Source organism: Streptomyces sp. NPDC051963 (assembly GCF_044593495.1).
GTDB lineage: Bacteria > Actinomycetota > Actinomycetes > Streptomycetales > Streptomycetaceae > Streptomyces.
This window is the reverse complement of the sequence record NZ_JBIUCC010000002.1, coordinates 698837-713014: the sequence shown is the minus strand read 5'-3', so window position 1 is coordinate 713014 and position 14178 is coordinate 698837. Positions and strand designations below refer to the sequence as shown.

General features: G+C 70.8%; 13 protein-coding genes. 8 read left to right on the top strand and 5 right to left on the bottom strand.

From position 1 onward, the window contains the following. Positions 1-174 precede the first annotated feature (174 nt). The 6 genes from ACIHFB_RS09645 (at position 175) to ACIHFB_RS09620 (ending at position 7074) form a co-directional block, all read left to right on the top strand. On the top strand, positions 175-1269 hold the full coding sequence (locus ACIHFB_RS09645; protein ID WP_365276966.1) for an iron ABC transporter permease: 1095 nt from the start codon (positions 175-177) through the stop codon (positions 1267-1269). Between the two features lie 127 nt (positions 1270-1396). Beyond that, positions 1397-2218 (top strand): heme ABC transporter ATP-binding protein, encoded by an 822-nt coding sequence (locus ACIHFB_RS09640; RefSeq protein WP_365276963.1) that lies wholly within the window; start codon positions 1397-1399, stop codon positions 2216-2218. Positions 2219-2435: 217 nt separating this feature from the next. Next, positions 2436-3599 carry an iron uptake system protein EfeO gene (gene efeO, locus ACIHFB_RS09635; RefSeq protein WP_365276960.1) on the top strand — a complete coding sequence of 388 codons (1164 nt, stop codon included), beginning with the start codon at positions 2436-2438 and terminating at the stop codon, positions 3597-3599. 23 nt (positions 3600-3622) lie between these two features. Further along, on the top strand, positions 3623-4921 hold the full coding sequence (gene efeB / locus ACIHFB_RS09630; protein ID WP_400126760.1) for an iron uptake transporter deferrochelatase/peroxidase subunit: 1299 nt from the start codon (positions 3623-3625) through the stop codon (positions 4919-4921). Positions 4922-4923: 2 nt separating this feature from the next. Beyond that, on the top strand, positions 4924-5757 hold the full coding sequence (gene efeU / locus ACIHFB_RS09625; RefSeq protein ID WP_365276957.1) for an iron uptake transporter permease EfeU: 834 nt from the start codon (positions 4924-4926) through the stop codon (positions 5755-5757). A gap of 321 nt (positions 5758-6078) precedes the next feature. Continuing rightward, entirely contained in the window at positions 6079-7074 is a 996-nt protein-coding gene (locus tag ACIHFB_RS09620; protein ID WP_365276954.1) for a hypothetical protein, read from the top strand. A 54-nt stretch (positions 7075-7128) separates the two neighbouring features. Here ACIHFB_RS09620 and ACIHFB_RS09615 read toward each other — a convergent pair whose 3' ends face one another. Together ACIHFB_RS09615 and ACIHFB_RS09610 are read right to left on the bottom strand one after the other, a co-directional pair. After that, positions 7129-7866, bottom strand: coding sequence for a bifunctional DNA primase/polymerase (locus tag ACIHFB_RS09615; protein WP_365276951.1), 738 nt, complete (start codon positions 7864-7866; stop codon positions 7129-7131). Between the two features lie 148 nt (positions 7867-8014). Continuing rightward, positions 8015-8662 (bottom strand): TetR/AcrR family transcriptional regulator, encoded by a 648-nt coding sequence (locus ACIHFB_RS09610; RefSeq protein WP_365276948.1) that lies wholly within the window; start codon positions 8660-8662, stop codon positions 8015-8017. A gap of 108 nt (positions 8663-8770) precedes the next feature. Here ACIHFB_RS09610 and ACIHFB_RS09605 point away from each other — a divergent pair, with 108 nt between their 5' ends. Together ACIHFB_RS09605 and ACIHFB_RS09600 are read left to right on the top strand one after the other, a co-directional pair. Then, the gene (locus ACIHFB_RS09605; protein ID WP_365276945.1) at positions 8771-8959 is read left to right on the top strand and encodes a DUF6243 family protein; all 189 of its coding nucleotides are present in this window, start codon (positions 8771-8773) and stop codon (positions 8957-8959) included. 105 nt (positions 8960-9064) lie between these two features. Further along, a complete protein-coding gene (locus ACIHFB_RS09600; protein ID WP_365276942.1) occupies positions 9065-10411 on the top strand; it encodes a S28 family serine protease in 1347 nt (448 codons plus the stop codon). Here the strand turns inward: ACIHFB_RS09600 and ACIHFB_RS09595 are convergent. From ACIHFB_RS09595 to ACIHFB_RS09585, 3 genes are all read right to left on the bottom strand, one after another. Beyond that, on the bottom strand, positions 10408-11409 hold the full coding sequence (locus ACIHFB_RS09595; protein WP_365276939.1) for a small ribosomal subunit Rsm22 family protein: 1002 nt from the start codon (positions 11407-11409) through the stop codon (positions 10408-10410). The genes ACIHFB_RS09600 and ACIHFB_RS09595 overlap by 4 nt on opposite strands. Before the next feature lie 263 nt (positions 11410-11672). Then, positions 11673-12845 carry a serine hydrolase domain-containing protein gene (locus tag ACIHFB_RS09590; protein WP_365276937.1) on the bottom strand — a complete coding sequence of 391 codons (1173 nt, stop codon included), beginning with the start codon at positions 12843-12845 and terminating at the stop codon, positions 11673-11675. Next, entirely contained in the window at positions 12797-14110 is a 1314-nt protein-coding gene (locus tag ACIHFB_RS09585) for a multidrug effflux MFS transporter (protein ID WP_365276934.1), read from the bottom strand. Before ACIHFB_RS09585 ends, ACIHFB_RS09590 begins: the two co-directional genes overlap by 49 nt. Positions 14111-14178: the final 68 nt, after the last annotated feature.

Here is a 14178-nt window from a genome sequence, read left to right as displayed (position 1 = left end):
GGGGGGGGGGGGTGGGCCCGGCTGGTGTGGGGGTCCTCCGGGGGGGGTTTGTGGTCTACCGGGGGGGGGGGGGGGCCGGCGCCGCCCCCCCCCCCCCCCCGCCCCCGACCCCACCCGAAACCGAAGGCGCTACACACCCGATACCGAGCAAAGGCAAGGCTAACCTAAGGCGACATGACCGTAGTAGAAGACCAAACCCAAACGAACGCCCCGCCCGAGCCGACCACCACCACCCGAAGACGCCACAGCACGACCTGGCTCCTCACCACAGGCCTGCTCGTCGCGCTGCTCGTGCTCATCCCGGTCGCCGCCGGAATCGGCGCGTACCCCATCCCCGTAGGAGACGTTCTCGGCTCCGTACAGCACAAAGCCGGGCTGGGCGGCACGGAGTTGGACCAGGTCGCGGAGTCCGTGCTCTGGAACGTCCGCTTCCCGCGCATCGTGCTCGCACTGCTCGTCGGCGCCTCCCTGGGCTGCGCGGGCGCGCTCATGCAGGGCGTGTTCGGCAATCCGCTGGCCGAACCGGGCACGATCGGCGTCTCCTTGGGCGCGGCGGTCGGCGCGGTGGCCTCGATCGCGCTCGGCCTGACCTTCTTCGGCAACTGGACCCTCCCGGCGATGGCCTTCGTCGCCGGTCTCGCCACCGTCCTGCTGGTGTACGGGATGTCCCGCTCGGGCGGCCGTACGGAAGTCGTGACGCTGATCCTCACCGGCATCGCGGTGAACGCGTTCTGCGGAGCGCTCGTCGGCCTGTTCATCTTCCTCGCCGACACCGCCGCGGTGAACCAGATTACCTTCTGGCAGCTGGGTTCCCTCGCCCAGGCGACCTGGCCGAAGGTGCTCGCGGTACTGCCCTGCGCGGCGATCGGCCTCCTGCTCGCACCGCTGTACTCGCGCCGCCTGGACCTCCTCGCACTCGGCGACCGGCCCGCCCGGCACCTGGGCGTGGACGTGGAGCGGCTGCGGATCGTACTCATCCTCGTCATCGCGCTGCTGACGGCCGCGGCGGTGAGCGTCGCCGGCGTCATCGGCTTCGTCGGTCTCGTCGTACCGCATCTGCTACGCATGGCCGCGGGGCCCGGGCATCGGTTTCTCGTGCCGGGCAGTGCGCTGGGGGGCGCGGTGGTGCTGCTCGGGGCGGATCTCGCTGCGCGGACTGTGGCGGCGCCGGCGGAGCTTCCGCTGGGGGTTTTGACCGCGCTTCTCGGCAGTCCGTTCTTTTTCTGGCTGCTGCGCAGGACGCGACGGAGGCAAGGGGGTTGGGCCTGAGGAGGGGTTGTGTGCCGTCTGCGGGTGCGTGGGGGCTGGTCGCGCAGTTCCCCGCGCCCCCAGGTGGGTGACCTCGCCCTCAGTTGCCAACGCACCCCGCCCTCCGAACCCTCCCAAGGACCCCGCCATGAGACTCCTCCGCCCCCGCCCCACCCCTCCCACCCCCGCCGAACCAGGCGACGTCCTCGCCGAAGCGCAGTCCCTCCACGTCCGCCTCGGCTCCCGCCCCGTCCTCCACGGAGTGTCCGTCACAGCCCGAGCCGGCGAGGTACTCGCCCTCGTCGGCCCCAACGGCGCAGGAAAGTCCACCCTGTTGGGCGCCCTGGCCGCCGACCTCCCCGCCGCGGAGGGGCTCGTACGGATTCACGGCCGCCCGGCACGGGACTGGTCCGCCCCCGAACTCGCCCTGCGCCGAGCCGTGTTGCCGCAGTCGGCGGCGCTGTCCTTCCCGTTCACGGTGGAGGAGGTGGTCCGGATGGGCCGCGCCCCCTGGGCGGCAGTCGGAGCGGAGGACGACGACGCCGCCGTAGCGGAAGCGATGGCCCGGGCCGAGGTGACGGGATTCGCCGCCCGCCCGTTCTCGGCGCTGAGCGGCGGCGAGCGGGCCAGGGTCGCGCTCGCCCGCGTACTCGCCCAGCGCGCACCGCTACTGCTGCTCGACGAACCGACGGCGGCCCTCGACCTCAAACACCAGGAACTGGTGCTGCGGTTGTGCCGGGAGCGGGCGCGGGCCGGAGACGCGGTGGTCGTCGTCCTGCACGACCTGGGCCTCGCGGCGGCGTACGCGCACCGGGTCGCGATCCTGCGCGCCGGAAAGCTGGCCGCGGACGGCCCGCCCGAAGAGGTCTTCTCGGACGGCTTGCTGTCCGAGGTCTACGACCAGCCGGTCGAGGTACTGCCGCACCCCCGCACGGGCGCGGTCCTGGTCACCCCAAGACGCGACCTTTGACGCACCCTTGACCCTTCCGTGGGGTCCGGTTTGAGCCACCGTGATCGCCTCGTGCTCAAACACCGTCCGACACGGCCCATGAGAGCTGAATCACGGCACGACCGGGTATCACGCGGGTAAGGCTCGGATAAGTTAGGCGAGCCTAGCCATAGCTGTGAGTTCCCTGTAAGCGTTTTCTCGCCACCCTCACCACCCTCGCCACCCTCATGGAGCCTGTATGCGCGCCGCCAGACTCTCCGTCATCACCGCCGTCGCCACCGCGGCGGCGCTGACCGCCGTCACCGCCTGCACCGAGAAGGGCGGTTCGGGCAGCGGGGACAACGTGATCAACGTGACCGCGACGGACGACAAGTGCGAGGTGTCCAAGAACGAGGTCCCGGCCGGACACGTCGAGCTCGCCATCGAGAACAAGGGCTCCAAGGTCAACGAGGTCTACATCCTCTTCCCGGACGACCGGGTGGTGACCGAGCGCGAGAACATCGGCCCCGGCACCAAGCAGCGGGTGACCGCCGAAGTGAAGGCGGGCGACTACCAGATCGCCTGCAAGCCCGGCATGAAGGGCAACGGCATCCGCCAGGACATCAAGGTCACAGGCGGCACCGTCGCCAAGCGCGACGCGCGTCTCGACAAGGCCGTCGCCGCCTACCGCGAGTACGTCCAGGCCCAGGCCGACGAGACGCTGCCGCTCGCCGAGACGTTCGCCAAGGCGGTGAAGGACGGCGACATCGAGGCCGCGAAGAAGGCGTACGCGCCCTCCCGTATCGGCTGGGAGCGCACCGAGCCGGTCGCCGAGTCCTTCGGTGACATCGACCCCAAGGTCGACCTGCGCGAGGACGGTCTGGAGGAGGGCCAGGACCTGGAGAAGGACTGGACCGGCTGGCACCGCCTGGAGCGCTCGCTCTGGAAGGACAAGAAGCTCACCGCCCGCGACTCCGAGCTCGCCGACCAGCTGATCACCGACCTCACGGACTGGCAGAAGCGGGTCGGCAAGGCCGAGATCACCCCGACCTCCATGGCCAACGGCGCCAAGGAGCTCCTCGACGAGGTCGCCACCGGCAAGGTCACCGGCGAGGAGGAGCGCTACTCCCACACCGACCTGGTCGACTTCAAGGCCAACGTCGAGGGCGCGGAGGAGTCGTACGACCTGCTGAAGCCCGTCGCAAAGGAGAACGACGCGGCGCTGGTGACGGAGCTGGACAAGCAGTTCGCGGCGCTGAACACGCTGCTGGACAAGTACCGGGCGGACGAGCCGAATTCAACACAGTACGACTTCACCTCGTACGACAAGGTCAGCGAGGCCGAGCAGAAGGAGCTCTCCGACGCGGTGAACGCGCTCGCCGAGCCCCTGTCCAAGCTGGCCGCCGCAGTCGTCGTGAAGTGAGGTAGGGGGCCCTCATGGCAGACATGGCCGACACGACAGATGCGACGAACACAACAAACGCAACAAACACGACAGAAGCAACCGAACCCTCGAAACCCCCGTCCCGACGTGCACTGATCGGCTGGGGCGGTGCCGGCCTCGCGCTCGGTGCCGCCGCGGCCGGCGGTGCGGTGGCGATGGCCCGCACCAGCAGCGACGTCGACCCGGTCGGCGCCGAGTCGGGCGCGGCCGTCGCCTTCCACGGCACGCACCAGGCCGGTATCGCCACGCCCGTGCAGGACCGGCTGCACTTCGCCGCGTTCGACGTGAAGACCGACGACCGCGCCGAGCTCGTACGGATGCTGAAGGACTGGACGGTGGCCGCGCGGCGGATGACGGCCGGGCAGACGGTCGGTGAGGGTGCGTACGGCGGTCTCGCCGAGGCGCCGCCGGACGACACCGGCGAGGCGCTGGGCCTCAAGCCGTCGCGGCTGACGCTGACGATCGGCTTCGGGCCCTCCCTGTTCGAGAAGTTCGGGCTGGCGGACGCACGCCCCGAGGCCCTGGTCGAGCTGCCGAAGTTCTCCGGCGACAACCTCGACAAGAACCGCAGCGGCGGCGACCTGTGCATCCAGGCCTGCGCGGACGACCCGCAGGTCGCCGTGCACGCCATCCGCAACCTCGCCCGCATCGGCTTCGGCAAGGTCGTCATCCGCTGGTCCCAACTCGGCTTCGGCAAAACGTCCTCGACCACGCCGGAGGAGCAGACCCCGCGCAACCTCATGGGCTTCAAGGACGGCACCCGCAACATCGCGGGCACGGAGACGGACCGACTGAAGAAGTTCGTGTGGGCGGACGGGAAGGACGGCTCCGCCTGGATGGCCGGGGGCTCCTACCTCGTCGCCCGGCGTATCCGGATGCACATCGAGACCTGGGACCGCACCTCGCTCCAGGAGCAGGAGGACATCATCGGCCGCGACAAGGGCGAGGGCGCCCCGGTCGGCAAGGCCAAGGAGCGCGACGAGCCGTTCCTGAAGGCGATGCTGCCCGACGCGCACGTCCGGCTCGCGCACCCCGACTCCAACGACGGGGCGACGATCCTGCGCCGCGGCTACTCCTTCACCGACGGCACGGACGGCCTGGGCCGGCTGGACGCGGGCCTGTTCTTCCTCGCGTACCAGCGGGACGTCCGCAAGGGCTTCATCCCGATCCAGCGCAGCCTGGCGCCGGACACCCTCAACGAGTACATCCAGCATGTGGGTTCGGCGATCTTCGCGATCCCGCCCGGCGTCCGCGACTCGGGCGACTGGTGGGGCCGGACGCTGTTCTCCGAGGAGGCGTAGCCGTGTTCTCCAACTACCTGATCGGTCTGCGGGAGGGCCTGGAGGCCAGCCTCGTCGTCTGCATCCTCATCGCCTATCTGGTGAAGACCGACCGCAGGGACGCGCTGAAGCCGATCTGGATCGGTATCGGCGTCGCGGTCGCGATCGCGCTGGGCTTCGGCTGCGCGCTCGAATTCGGCTCCCAGGAGCTGACGTTCGAGGCACAGGAGGCGCTCGGCGGCTCGCTGTCGATCCTCGCGGTGTGTCTGGTGACGTGGATGGTGTTCTGGATGCGGCGCACCGCCCGGCATCTGAAGGCCGAACTGCACGGCAAGCTCGACGCCGCCCTCCAGATGGGCACCGGCGCCCTGGTCGCGACGGCCTTCCTGGCGGTGGGCCGCGAGGGCCTGGAGACGGCCCTGTTCGTGTGGGCGTCGGTCCGCGCGGCGGGCGACGGGACGCCGCGTCCGCTGGTCGGCGTGGCCCTGGGCATCCTCACCGCGATCGTCCTGGGCTGGCTGTTCTACCGGGGTGCCCTGCGCATCAATCTCGCCAAGTTCTTCACCTGGACCGGCGCGATGCTGGTCGTCGTGGCGGCGGGCGTCCTGGCGTACGGCTTCCATGATCTCCAGGAGGCGGACTGGCTGCCGGGCCTGAACGACAAGTCCTTCGACATCAGCGGCACCATCCCGCCGGACAGCTGGTACGGCACCCTCCTCAAGGGAGTCTTCAACTTCCAGCCGGACCCGACCGTCCTCCAGGTCACGGTGTGGCTGCTGTACTTGATCCCGACGCTCGCGTTGTTCTTCGCCCCGGTAGGGTTCGCCTCCAGGAAGGCGGTGCAAGCTGCCGATTGAGTTTTCGATGTTCCTCGGCAGTCGTCGGTCTCAGTTGGTAGGGTCACACGTGCTGGTCGGCGAAAGCCAAGCCGCCCAGCTGCTGTGTCCCTGCGACGGCAGGCAAAACACGTTGCCCCCTTGGGGTTTGGTCGCCGGGAGTGGCTCGGAGACCGAAAACGTACGTGGAGCCGGTGTAAGACCTGGCCTTGCCCGGGCTGTCGGCGGTGAAGCGTGCACCGTAGTCCCGCTCCAGGAGGAGCGGGAACGGACCTTCCGAGCAGAAATGGTCGGAATGCCACGAGTCTGAAGACTCTCGGTAACGGAAGGTGAAGGTAGCCGATGATCAGGCTTCGCGGCCCCCGGAGGGCCGGCAAGCTTGAGCGGAACGCGCTGATGGCGGCTTCGATGGCGGCCATCTCGCTGACGGCGAGCGGATGCATGGTGGTGCACGGGGAGCGCGAGGTCCTCCCCGCGGCCACCCGGGCCGAAGCCGCCAAGGCGCTCCAGCAGTTCACGACCGCATACAACGACGCCGACAAGGCGTACGACAGCTCCCTGGACGCCGATCATGTCACCGGCGCCCTGGCCGACATCGACGCGGCGCGGCTGAAGGCCGGGCAGGCGGGCAGCCCCGAGGGGAATCCGAACCACTCGCCGCTGAAGCTGTCGGACGTGTCGTACACGATCGTCGAGAAGGCGGGCTGGCCGCGCTGGTTCGTCGCCGACGCGGCGGCCAACAAGGGGGGCAGCGCACGCTGGCTGTTCGTGTTCACCCGCGGCGGTCTCGACGAGGCGTGGGAGGTGGCGTATCTGACGCTGGTCGCGCCCGACGACGTACCGGAGTTCAAGAAGGACGCGGACGGGTTCGCCGAGGCCGTGCCCGCGGACTCCGTCGAACTGGCGGCGGAACCGGCGAAGTTGAGCCAGGAGTACGCCAAGTACCTCAAGGACGGCGGGGAGTCGGCCTTCGCGGCGAATTCGCACACCAGCGGATGGCGAGCGGAGCGGCAGAAGGACGCCAAGAAGCCTGGTCTGGTCACCCAGTTCATCGACGAGCCGCTGACGAACGGCGACTACGCGCCGCTGGCGGTGCGCACGAAGGACGGCGGGGCGCTGGTGTTCTTCACCACCCGCCACTACGAGAAGCAGACGGCCTATGCGGGTACGTCGGTGCCGACACCGCTCGACGATGTGCTGGCGCTGACGACCGGTGAGATCAAGCAGTCGCTGACGATGGAGTTCGTCTCCAACGAGGTGGCGCTGGACCCGAAGGGGCCCGGGAAGGTCACGATCCTCGGCCGGATCCAGGGGCTCACGTCGGCGAAGGGCGAGTAGCCGCTCTCCGTACGACAGCCGCGCTTCATACGGCAGTCGCTCTTCGTACGGTCCTCAGTGGCGGAGGGGCCAGGCCGCGGACGCGTGGTCGGGCTCCTCGCCGGCGTAGCGGGCGCAGGCGTCGGTGAGGACTTCCAGCATGCTCAGCGGGTCGGGGAGCGGATGCTCCAGGCCGCGCACCCAGTGCACGGACTGGCCGTCGTCGCCGGGGAGCCGGGCGGGCGGCACGAGGACGTACGAGCCGCGGCAGTGCCAGCGCAGGCCGGGGTGCTCGTCCGCCGTCTCGGGGTGGCAGTCCAGCTCGCAGGGCCACCATTCGTCCTCGTCCTCGGGGGTGCCCCGGGTGAGGGTGAAGAACAGCAGGCGGCCGTCGGAGCTCTCGGCGACCGGGCCGACCTCGATGCCGGCGTCGAGCAGCCGCTCCAGCGCCTCACGCCCGGCTTCCAGGGGCACGTCGAGGACGTCGTGCACCATGCCGGTCGCGGTGATGAAGTTGGCCTGCGGCTGATGCCGGGCCCAGCGCTCGATCTGTGCGCGGTCGGTGGTGGACTGCGTCTGCCAGGCGAAGGAGATCGGGTGGCGGGCCGGGGTGGGACAGCCGACGCGGTCGCAGGAGCAGCGGTAGCCGGGGGCCGGGTGCGCGGCGGGCGCGAGCGGCAGGCCCGATCCGGCGGCGGCCAGCAGCAGGTCCTCACGGCCGCCGTCGCCGGCGGCCTCCTTCGGGCGGCGTCCGCGCAGCCACTGGGAGAGTTTGCCCTGCCGGCCGGAACGACCGCCGAACTCCGTGCTCATCTATCCCCTCGCCCTCGCCGTTGTGCGGACAGCATGCCCTATGGTCCCACCATCCTGCGCTTCGGGGGGCCGGAGCTCACATCCGGGGTAGGTGGGACGAGGTGGGTGCGGCTCCTGAATAGAGGGTCATCGACCGCTTTGGCGGGATTCAGCGGGGCGCCAGACCGTACAGGGCGTAGTCGACGAGGGTGTCGGTGTACTCGTAGGAGATCGGGCCCGTGTACTGGAGCCAGCGCTGGGCGAGGGGTGAGACCCAGAGCTCCAGGGCGATGCGCGGATCGACGTCCTGGCGCACCTGTCCGGCGTCCTGGGCGGCCCGCACCCGGTCGACGTACAGCAGGAGCGAGGGTTCGAGGAGCTTGGTCATGAAGATCCGGCCGAGCTTCTCGTCGACCACGCCTTCGGCGGCCAGGGCACGGGACGGCGCCTCGAACCGGGGGTCCTTGAGCTGGTCGACGGTGAGCCGCAGCACGGCCTTGAGGTCGGCGGCGAGGTCACCGGTGTCCGGAATGACGTACGGCTCCTCCGAGCCCGCCTCCCGCGACGCCTGTTCGCTGAGATCGAGGAAGGCCTCCAGCAGGACGTCCGCCTTCGACGACCACCACCGGTAGATCGTCTGCTTGCCGACGCCTGCACGGGCGGCGATGCCCTCGATGGTGGTCCTGGGGTAGCCGACCTCCGCGACGAGCTCGATGGCGGCGTCGTAGATGGCGCGACGGGACTTCTCGCTGCGGCGGGTGGAGTCGGGGGCGGTCTTGGCGGGAGAGGGCGCCTCGAGGGCGGAGTTCTTGGCCATGGATCGAATCTATCAGGTTGACAAGACGGTGCGTCTCGTTGGACAGTGGTGTTCGTCAAGGCGAGACGAGACGTCTCGTTTAACGCAGTGGTGAGGAAGGAGCCCGCGATGACGCGAGGCGGAGGAATGCTCGGAGTCGGCGGTACCCGCAGGAATCTCGGCCGGGACGCGCTGCGCGGCGGCGCACGCGGCGGCCGCGTCGGAGGGTCCGTCGATCCCCAGGCACAGAAGCGGGAGCTGTTGCGCAAGCTCCAGGAACAGCGCGAAAAGGGAGGCGACGCGGGCACCTCATCGTGACCGCGTCTCCCCCGCCCGGGGGAGCCAGTCCCCCCAAGCGCGGGATCTCTCCCCGGTGTCCGGTGGCTGTACTGAAACGGTCAGCGACACCGGGGAGACATCTTGATGCGCACATGGACGAGACGACGTCTGCTCACCTCGACGGCCCGGGCAGCGGGCCTGACCCTCGCCGCCGCGACCGCCGTGCCCGCACAGGCGGCCACCGGCCGGGTCCGCGCAGGGAACGGCGACGGCGACGTGGCGGATGCCTTACGGTCCCTGCCGGGACTGCGGCTGATCGAGGAACGGCCGGGCGCCGAGCCCGGGTACCGCTTCTTCGTCCTCGCCCTGCGCCAGCCGGTCGACCACACTGACCCCGCCGCCGGCGCCTTCGAACAGCGCCTCACCCTGCTGCACACCTCGACCGTCCGGCCCACCGTGCTGGCCTCGACCGGGTACGAGGCGAACCTCACGCCCTGGCGGGCCGAGCCGACCGTTCTGCTCGACGCCAACCAACTCCAGGTCGAGCACCGCTACTTCGGTACGTCCCGCCCGGCGACCCCCGACTACTCCCACCTGACGATCCGGCAGGCCGCAGACGACCACCACCGAGTCGTCAGCCTGTTCCGCGGGCTGTACCGCGGCGCATGGATCTCCACCGGCGGCAGCAAGGGCGGTATGGCGAGCGTCTACCACCGCCGCTTCCACCCGGACGACGTGCACGGCACCGTCGCCTACTCCGCCCCGAACAACGTCGACGACCGCGACGACTCCGCCTACCTCCGCTTCCTGGAGCGCATCGGCAGCCCGGAGACCCGTGACGCCCTGAAGACGATCCAGCGCGAGATCCTCCTGCGCCGTCCCGAGATGGTCGCCCGCTACCAGGCCTGGGCGGCCTCCACCGGCACCGGCTTCCGCATCATCGGCAGCGCCGACAAGGCGCTCGAAATCGCCGTACTGCGCGTGCTGTTCATGTTCTGGCAGAACGGCACCGGGGACGGCGGCACCATCCCCCGCCCGGACGCCACCACCGACGAGCTGTACGGATGGCTGGAGCGCACCGCCGCGCTGCCCGTGTACGCCGACGAGATCGCGGTGCACTACATCCCCTATTGGTACCAACTAGGCACGCAGATGGGGTACTTGAGCGTCCCCACCGCCCATCTCGCTGACCTGCTCCGCCATCCGGCCGCCATCGAACCCCGCAGCTTCGTGCCCCGCGACATCCCGCTGTGCTTCGACCCCGACGCCATGCCGGACATCGACCACTGGGTCCGCCGGCGCGGCGGCCGGCTGCTCTTCGTCAATGGCACGCAGGACCCGGCCGTCGCCGAGCCCTTCCGTCCCGGCGCCCACGACTCACGCGTCCTGTGGGCGCCGGACACCAACCACCACGTGAGGCTCGCGGACCTGTCCCCCGCCGACCGTGCCACGGCAGTCGCGACCCTGCGCCGCTGGGCGACCCTGTCCTAGTACTCCGCGTCCTCCGCCGGAGGGGGCCAGGCGTCGCCCCATGCCGCGTCGCGGGCCGCCTTGTACAGGTCGCCGTGGCGCTTGGTGACCGTGGTCCGGTGGAGGGCGGGCTCGGTTTCGCAGAGGTCGAGGAGAACCTGGCCCTTGCGGATCTGCGGCTTGCGTACGACGCGGGAGGGGGCCGGGGTGACCGGGAGGCGGGTGGCGGCGACGTAGGCGAACTTCTCGTCCTCGTAGGCGAGGGAGCCGCCCTTGACCTGGCGATGGAGCGAGGAACGGCTGACGCGGGCCGAGAAGTGGCACCAGTCCGTGCCGGGGACGATGGGACAGGCGGCGCTGTGCGGGCAGGGGGCGGCGATGTGGAAGCCGGCGGTGATGAGGCGGTCGCGGGCCTCGATGATGCGGGTGTAGCCGTCGGGGGTGCCGGGTTCGACGATCACGACGGCCTGCGCGGCGTCGGCGACGGTGTCGACGAGGGTGGTGCGATCGGTCGCGGTGAGTTCGTTGAGGACGTAGGAGACCGTGACGAGATCAGTGCTCTCGATTTTGAGCGCCGCTCCGATTCGGGAGCGCTGCCAGCGGGTGTCCCGTAGGGCCGGGTTGGCGGCGGCGATCTCCCTGCCCAGCGCGAGGGCGGGTTCGGCCCAGTCGAGGACGGTGACGCTGCGCTCGCCGGGCCAGGTCGCGGTGACCGCCCAGGTCGCGGCGCCCGTCCCGCCGCCGACGTCGATGTGGCTGCCGGGCGCCCACTCCGGCACGGCCTGCGCGAACGCGTCCAGTGCGGCGTGCGTTGCCTCGTAGGTCGCGGGCATGCGGTAGGCGGCGTAGGCCGCCACGTCTGCGCGGTCGCGGAGGATGGGGGCGTCGGTGGGGGTGGCTCCGCGGTAGTTGGCGATCAGGCGCTCCACGGCCTGCGCGGCCTGGCGGGGCGGGAGGCCGTCGAGGAGGGTGGCGAGTGTCGTGCGCAGGGTCTCGGCCGGGTGGGCGGGGGCGTTCACGCGGAGATTCTACGAGTGCGACCGGCGTCGGTGCGGGCCTGGACTTGTCTCGCCCCCGCCGCCCCTACCCGTCCCGTCCCTGGGGGCTGCGCCCCCTGGACCCCCGCTCCTCAAACTCCCCCAGAGGGGGGACCCCCAAGGGGCTGGATTTCAGCGCAAGTCCTCAAATCCAGCCCGTCCGGCGTTTGAGGACAAGGGGGTCTGGGGGCGCAGCCCCCAGGGACGGGACGGGTAGGGGCGGCGGGGGCGAGAAATCCTCTGCGTCACCCCCGCACCGCCCGTGCCATCCGCGTCCCCGCCCTCGCCCGCGGCCCGCTGTCCGCAGCCCGTCTCCGGGGATGGACGGTGTTGGCGAGCAGGACCAGGAAGGTGTCGGTCGCCGGGTCCAGGACCAGCGACGTCCCCGTGAAGCCGGTGTGCCCGACGGCGCCCTCCCCCGCCAACTGCCCCATGAACCACGGCTGGTCCACCGCGAAACCCAGCCCGGGCGGGCCCAGCAGCAGCTCGACGAAGTCGGAGCCGAGGATGCGGGCGGGACCGTAGGAGCCGCCCGCGAGGAGGGCCCGGCAGAACACGGCGAGGTCGGGGCCGGTCGAGAAGAGGCCGGCGTGACCCGCCACGCCGCCGAGCGCCCACGCGTTCTCGTCGTGGACCACACCCCGCAGCATGCCCCGGTCCGCCTTGGCCCAAGGCCGCCGCTGGTCCTCGGTGGCGGCCGCGTCGGGGCAGGGGCCGTAGGCCGTCGCGGTCATCCCCAGCGGTCGGGTGATGCCGTCGTGGACGAGGACGTCGAGGGTGCGGCCGGTGATGCGTTCCAGGAGGTGCTGGAGGAGGAGCGGGTTGAGGTCGGAGTAGCAGTAGGTGCCGGGCACGCCGACGGGGGCCTCGGCCCGCAGGAGCGCCAGCCGTGCGGTGTCGTCGGCGCAGTCGTACAGCGGGAGTTCGGGCCGCAGCCCCGAGGTGTGGGTGAGCAGTTGGCGGACGGTGATGCCGTGCGCGGCCGCCGCCCGGAAGTCCGGCAGATACGCGCCGACGCGCGCGTCGATGCCGAGCGTCCCCCGCTCGATCTGCTGCACGGCGGCGACGGCCGTGAACAACTTGGTCAGGGACGCGATGTCGAAGGGGGTGCCGACCGTCATCGGGACCCGGTCGCCCGGCGGCAGCTCCAGGCCCGCGTCGGCCTCCGGGTCGTAGGCCTCGTACCGTACGGCCCAGCCGGCCGCCTCCTCGACGGCGATGACGGGCCCGCGCCCGGCGACCAGGACGGTGCCCGCCGCCCAGGGGCGTTCGCCGTCGGTGAGGTTGCCCACCTCGCGGACGAGATGGCGGAGTTCCCCGGGGTCGAGTCCGGCCCGTTCCGGTGTGCCGCTGCGCAGTCTGGGCGCGCTCAGCTCCCCGCTCCCTCCATATCCGTACGTCTGTTCCAAGGACGGCACATTCCCATGAAGCAGGCCAGTGCCACCAGTGCCGCCGCCAGTTGGACGACGGCCATCGGGACGGCGGTGTCCTCTCCGGCGACGCCGACCAGCGGGGAGGCGACCGCGCCGATGAGGAAGGAGGACGTGCCGAGCAGGGCGGACGCGGAGCCGGCGGCGTGCCGGGTGCGCATGAGGGCGAGGGCCTGGGTGTTGGGCAGGGTGATGCCCATGGCGGACATCAGCACGAACAGCGCGGCGGCCACCGGCACCAGCCCCACCTCGCCGAACACGTCCAGGGACATCAGCAGCAGCGCGGTCGCGGCGGCGATGACGACGACGAGTCCGATGCCCAGCACCTTGTCGAGGTTGACCCGCCCGACCAGCACCTTCCCGTTGATCTGGCCGACGGCGATCAGGCCGACCGAGTTGAGCCCGAACAGCAGGCTGAAGGTCTGCGGCGAGGCTCCGTAGATCTCCTGGATCACGAACGGCGAGGCGGAGACGTAGGCGAAGAGGGAGGCGAAGGCGAAGCCGCCCGCGATCATGTAGCCGGAGAAGGCGCGGTCGGCGAGCAGCCGCCGCATCGCGTGCAGGGCCTCGCCCGTGCCGCCGCTGTGGCGTTCGGCGGGCGGCAGCGTCTCGGGCAGTTTCACCCAGACGACGGCGGTCAGCGCCACTCCGACGAGTGCGAGCACGACGAACACGCCCCGCCAGTCGGTCACCCGCAGGATCTGCCCGCCGATCAGCGGTGCCACGATCGGCGCGACCCCCGAGATCAGCATGAGGGTGGAGAAGAAGCGGGCCATGGCCATGCCGTCGTACAGATCGCGGGCGACCGCTCGCGCGATCACGATGCCGGCCGCGCCCGCGAGTCCCTGGGCCAGCCGGCAGGCGACCAGGAGTTCCACGGTGGGCGCCACCGCGCACAGGACGGTGGCGACGATGTAGACCGCGAGGCCGATGAGCAGCGGGCGCCGCCGTCCCCACTTGTCGCTCATCGGACCGACCACCAGCTGTCCGAACGCCATGCCGGCCAGACAGGCGGTGAGCGTGAGCTGGACGGTCGCGGCGGACGCGTGCAGGGACCCGGTGACCTCCGGCAGGGCCGGGAGGTACATGTCCATCGACAGCGGCGGCACCGCGGTCAGACCGCCGAGGATGAGGGTGACGAGCAGTCCGGTACGGCGCACGGCACGGGCGGCCGGTTCCGTTTCCGGTACGGCCGCCTGTGTCTCGTCGGGTCTCTTCGGTATGGATGCCCCGGACGCCCCACGCTCGGGCATGTGCCCTCCCTCTCTCCTCGATACGGCACCTATGCTCTCAGTTCGAACACAGTGGCTGGGGTCACATG

Bases quoted from the DNA above. Each gene is read 5' to 3' on its own strand.
- ACIHFB_RS09615 (WP_365276951.1), bottom strand. From the start codon at position 7,866: ATGAGCACGGAGTTCGGCGGTCGTTCCGGCCGGCAGGGCAAACTCTCC.
- ACIHFB_RS09600 (WP_365276942.1), top strand. From the start codon at position 9,065: ATGCGCACATGGACGAGACGACGTCTGCTCACCTCGACGGCCCGGGCA.
- ACIHFB_RS09640 (WP_365276963.1), top strand. From the start codon at position 1,397: ATGAGACTCCTCCGCCCCCGCCCCACCCCTCCCACCCCCGCCGAACCA.
- efeO (WP_365276960.1), top strand. From the start codon at position 2,436: ATGCGCGCCGCCAGACTCTCCGTCATCACCGCCGTCGCCACCGCGGCG.
- ACIHFB_RS09645 (WP_365276966.1), top strand. From the start codon at position 175: ATGACCGTAGTAGAAGACCAAACCCAAACGAACGCCCCGCCCGAGCCG.
- ACIHFB_RS09610 (WP_365276948.1), bottom strand. From the start codon at position 8,662: ATGGCCAAGAACTCCGCCCTCGAGGCGCCCTCTCCCGCCAAGACCGCC.
- ACIHFB_RS09605 (WP_365276945.1), top strand. From the start codon at position 8,771: ATGACGCGAGGCGGAGGAATGCTCGGAGTCGGCGGTACCCGCAGGAAT.
- ACIHFB_RS09585 (WP_365276934.1), bottom strand. From the start codon at position 14,110: ATGCCCGAGCGTGGGGCGTCCGGGGCATCCATACCGAAGAGACCCGAC.
- efeB (WP_400126760.1), top strand. From the start codon at position 3,623: ATGGCCGACACGACAGATGCGACGAACACAACAAACGCAACAAACACG.
- ACIHFB_RS09620 (WP_365276954.1), top strand. From the start codon at position 6,079: ATGATCAGGCTTCGCGGCCCCCGGAGGGCCGGCAAGCTTGAGCGGAAC.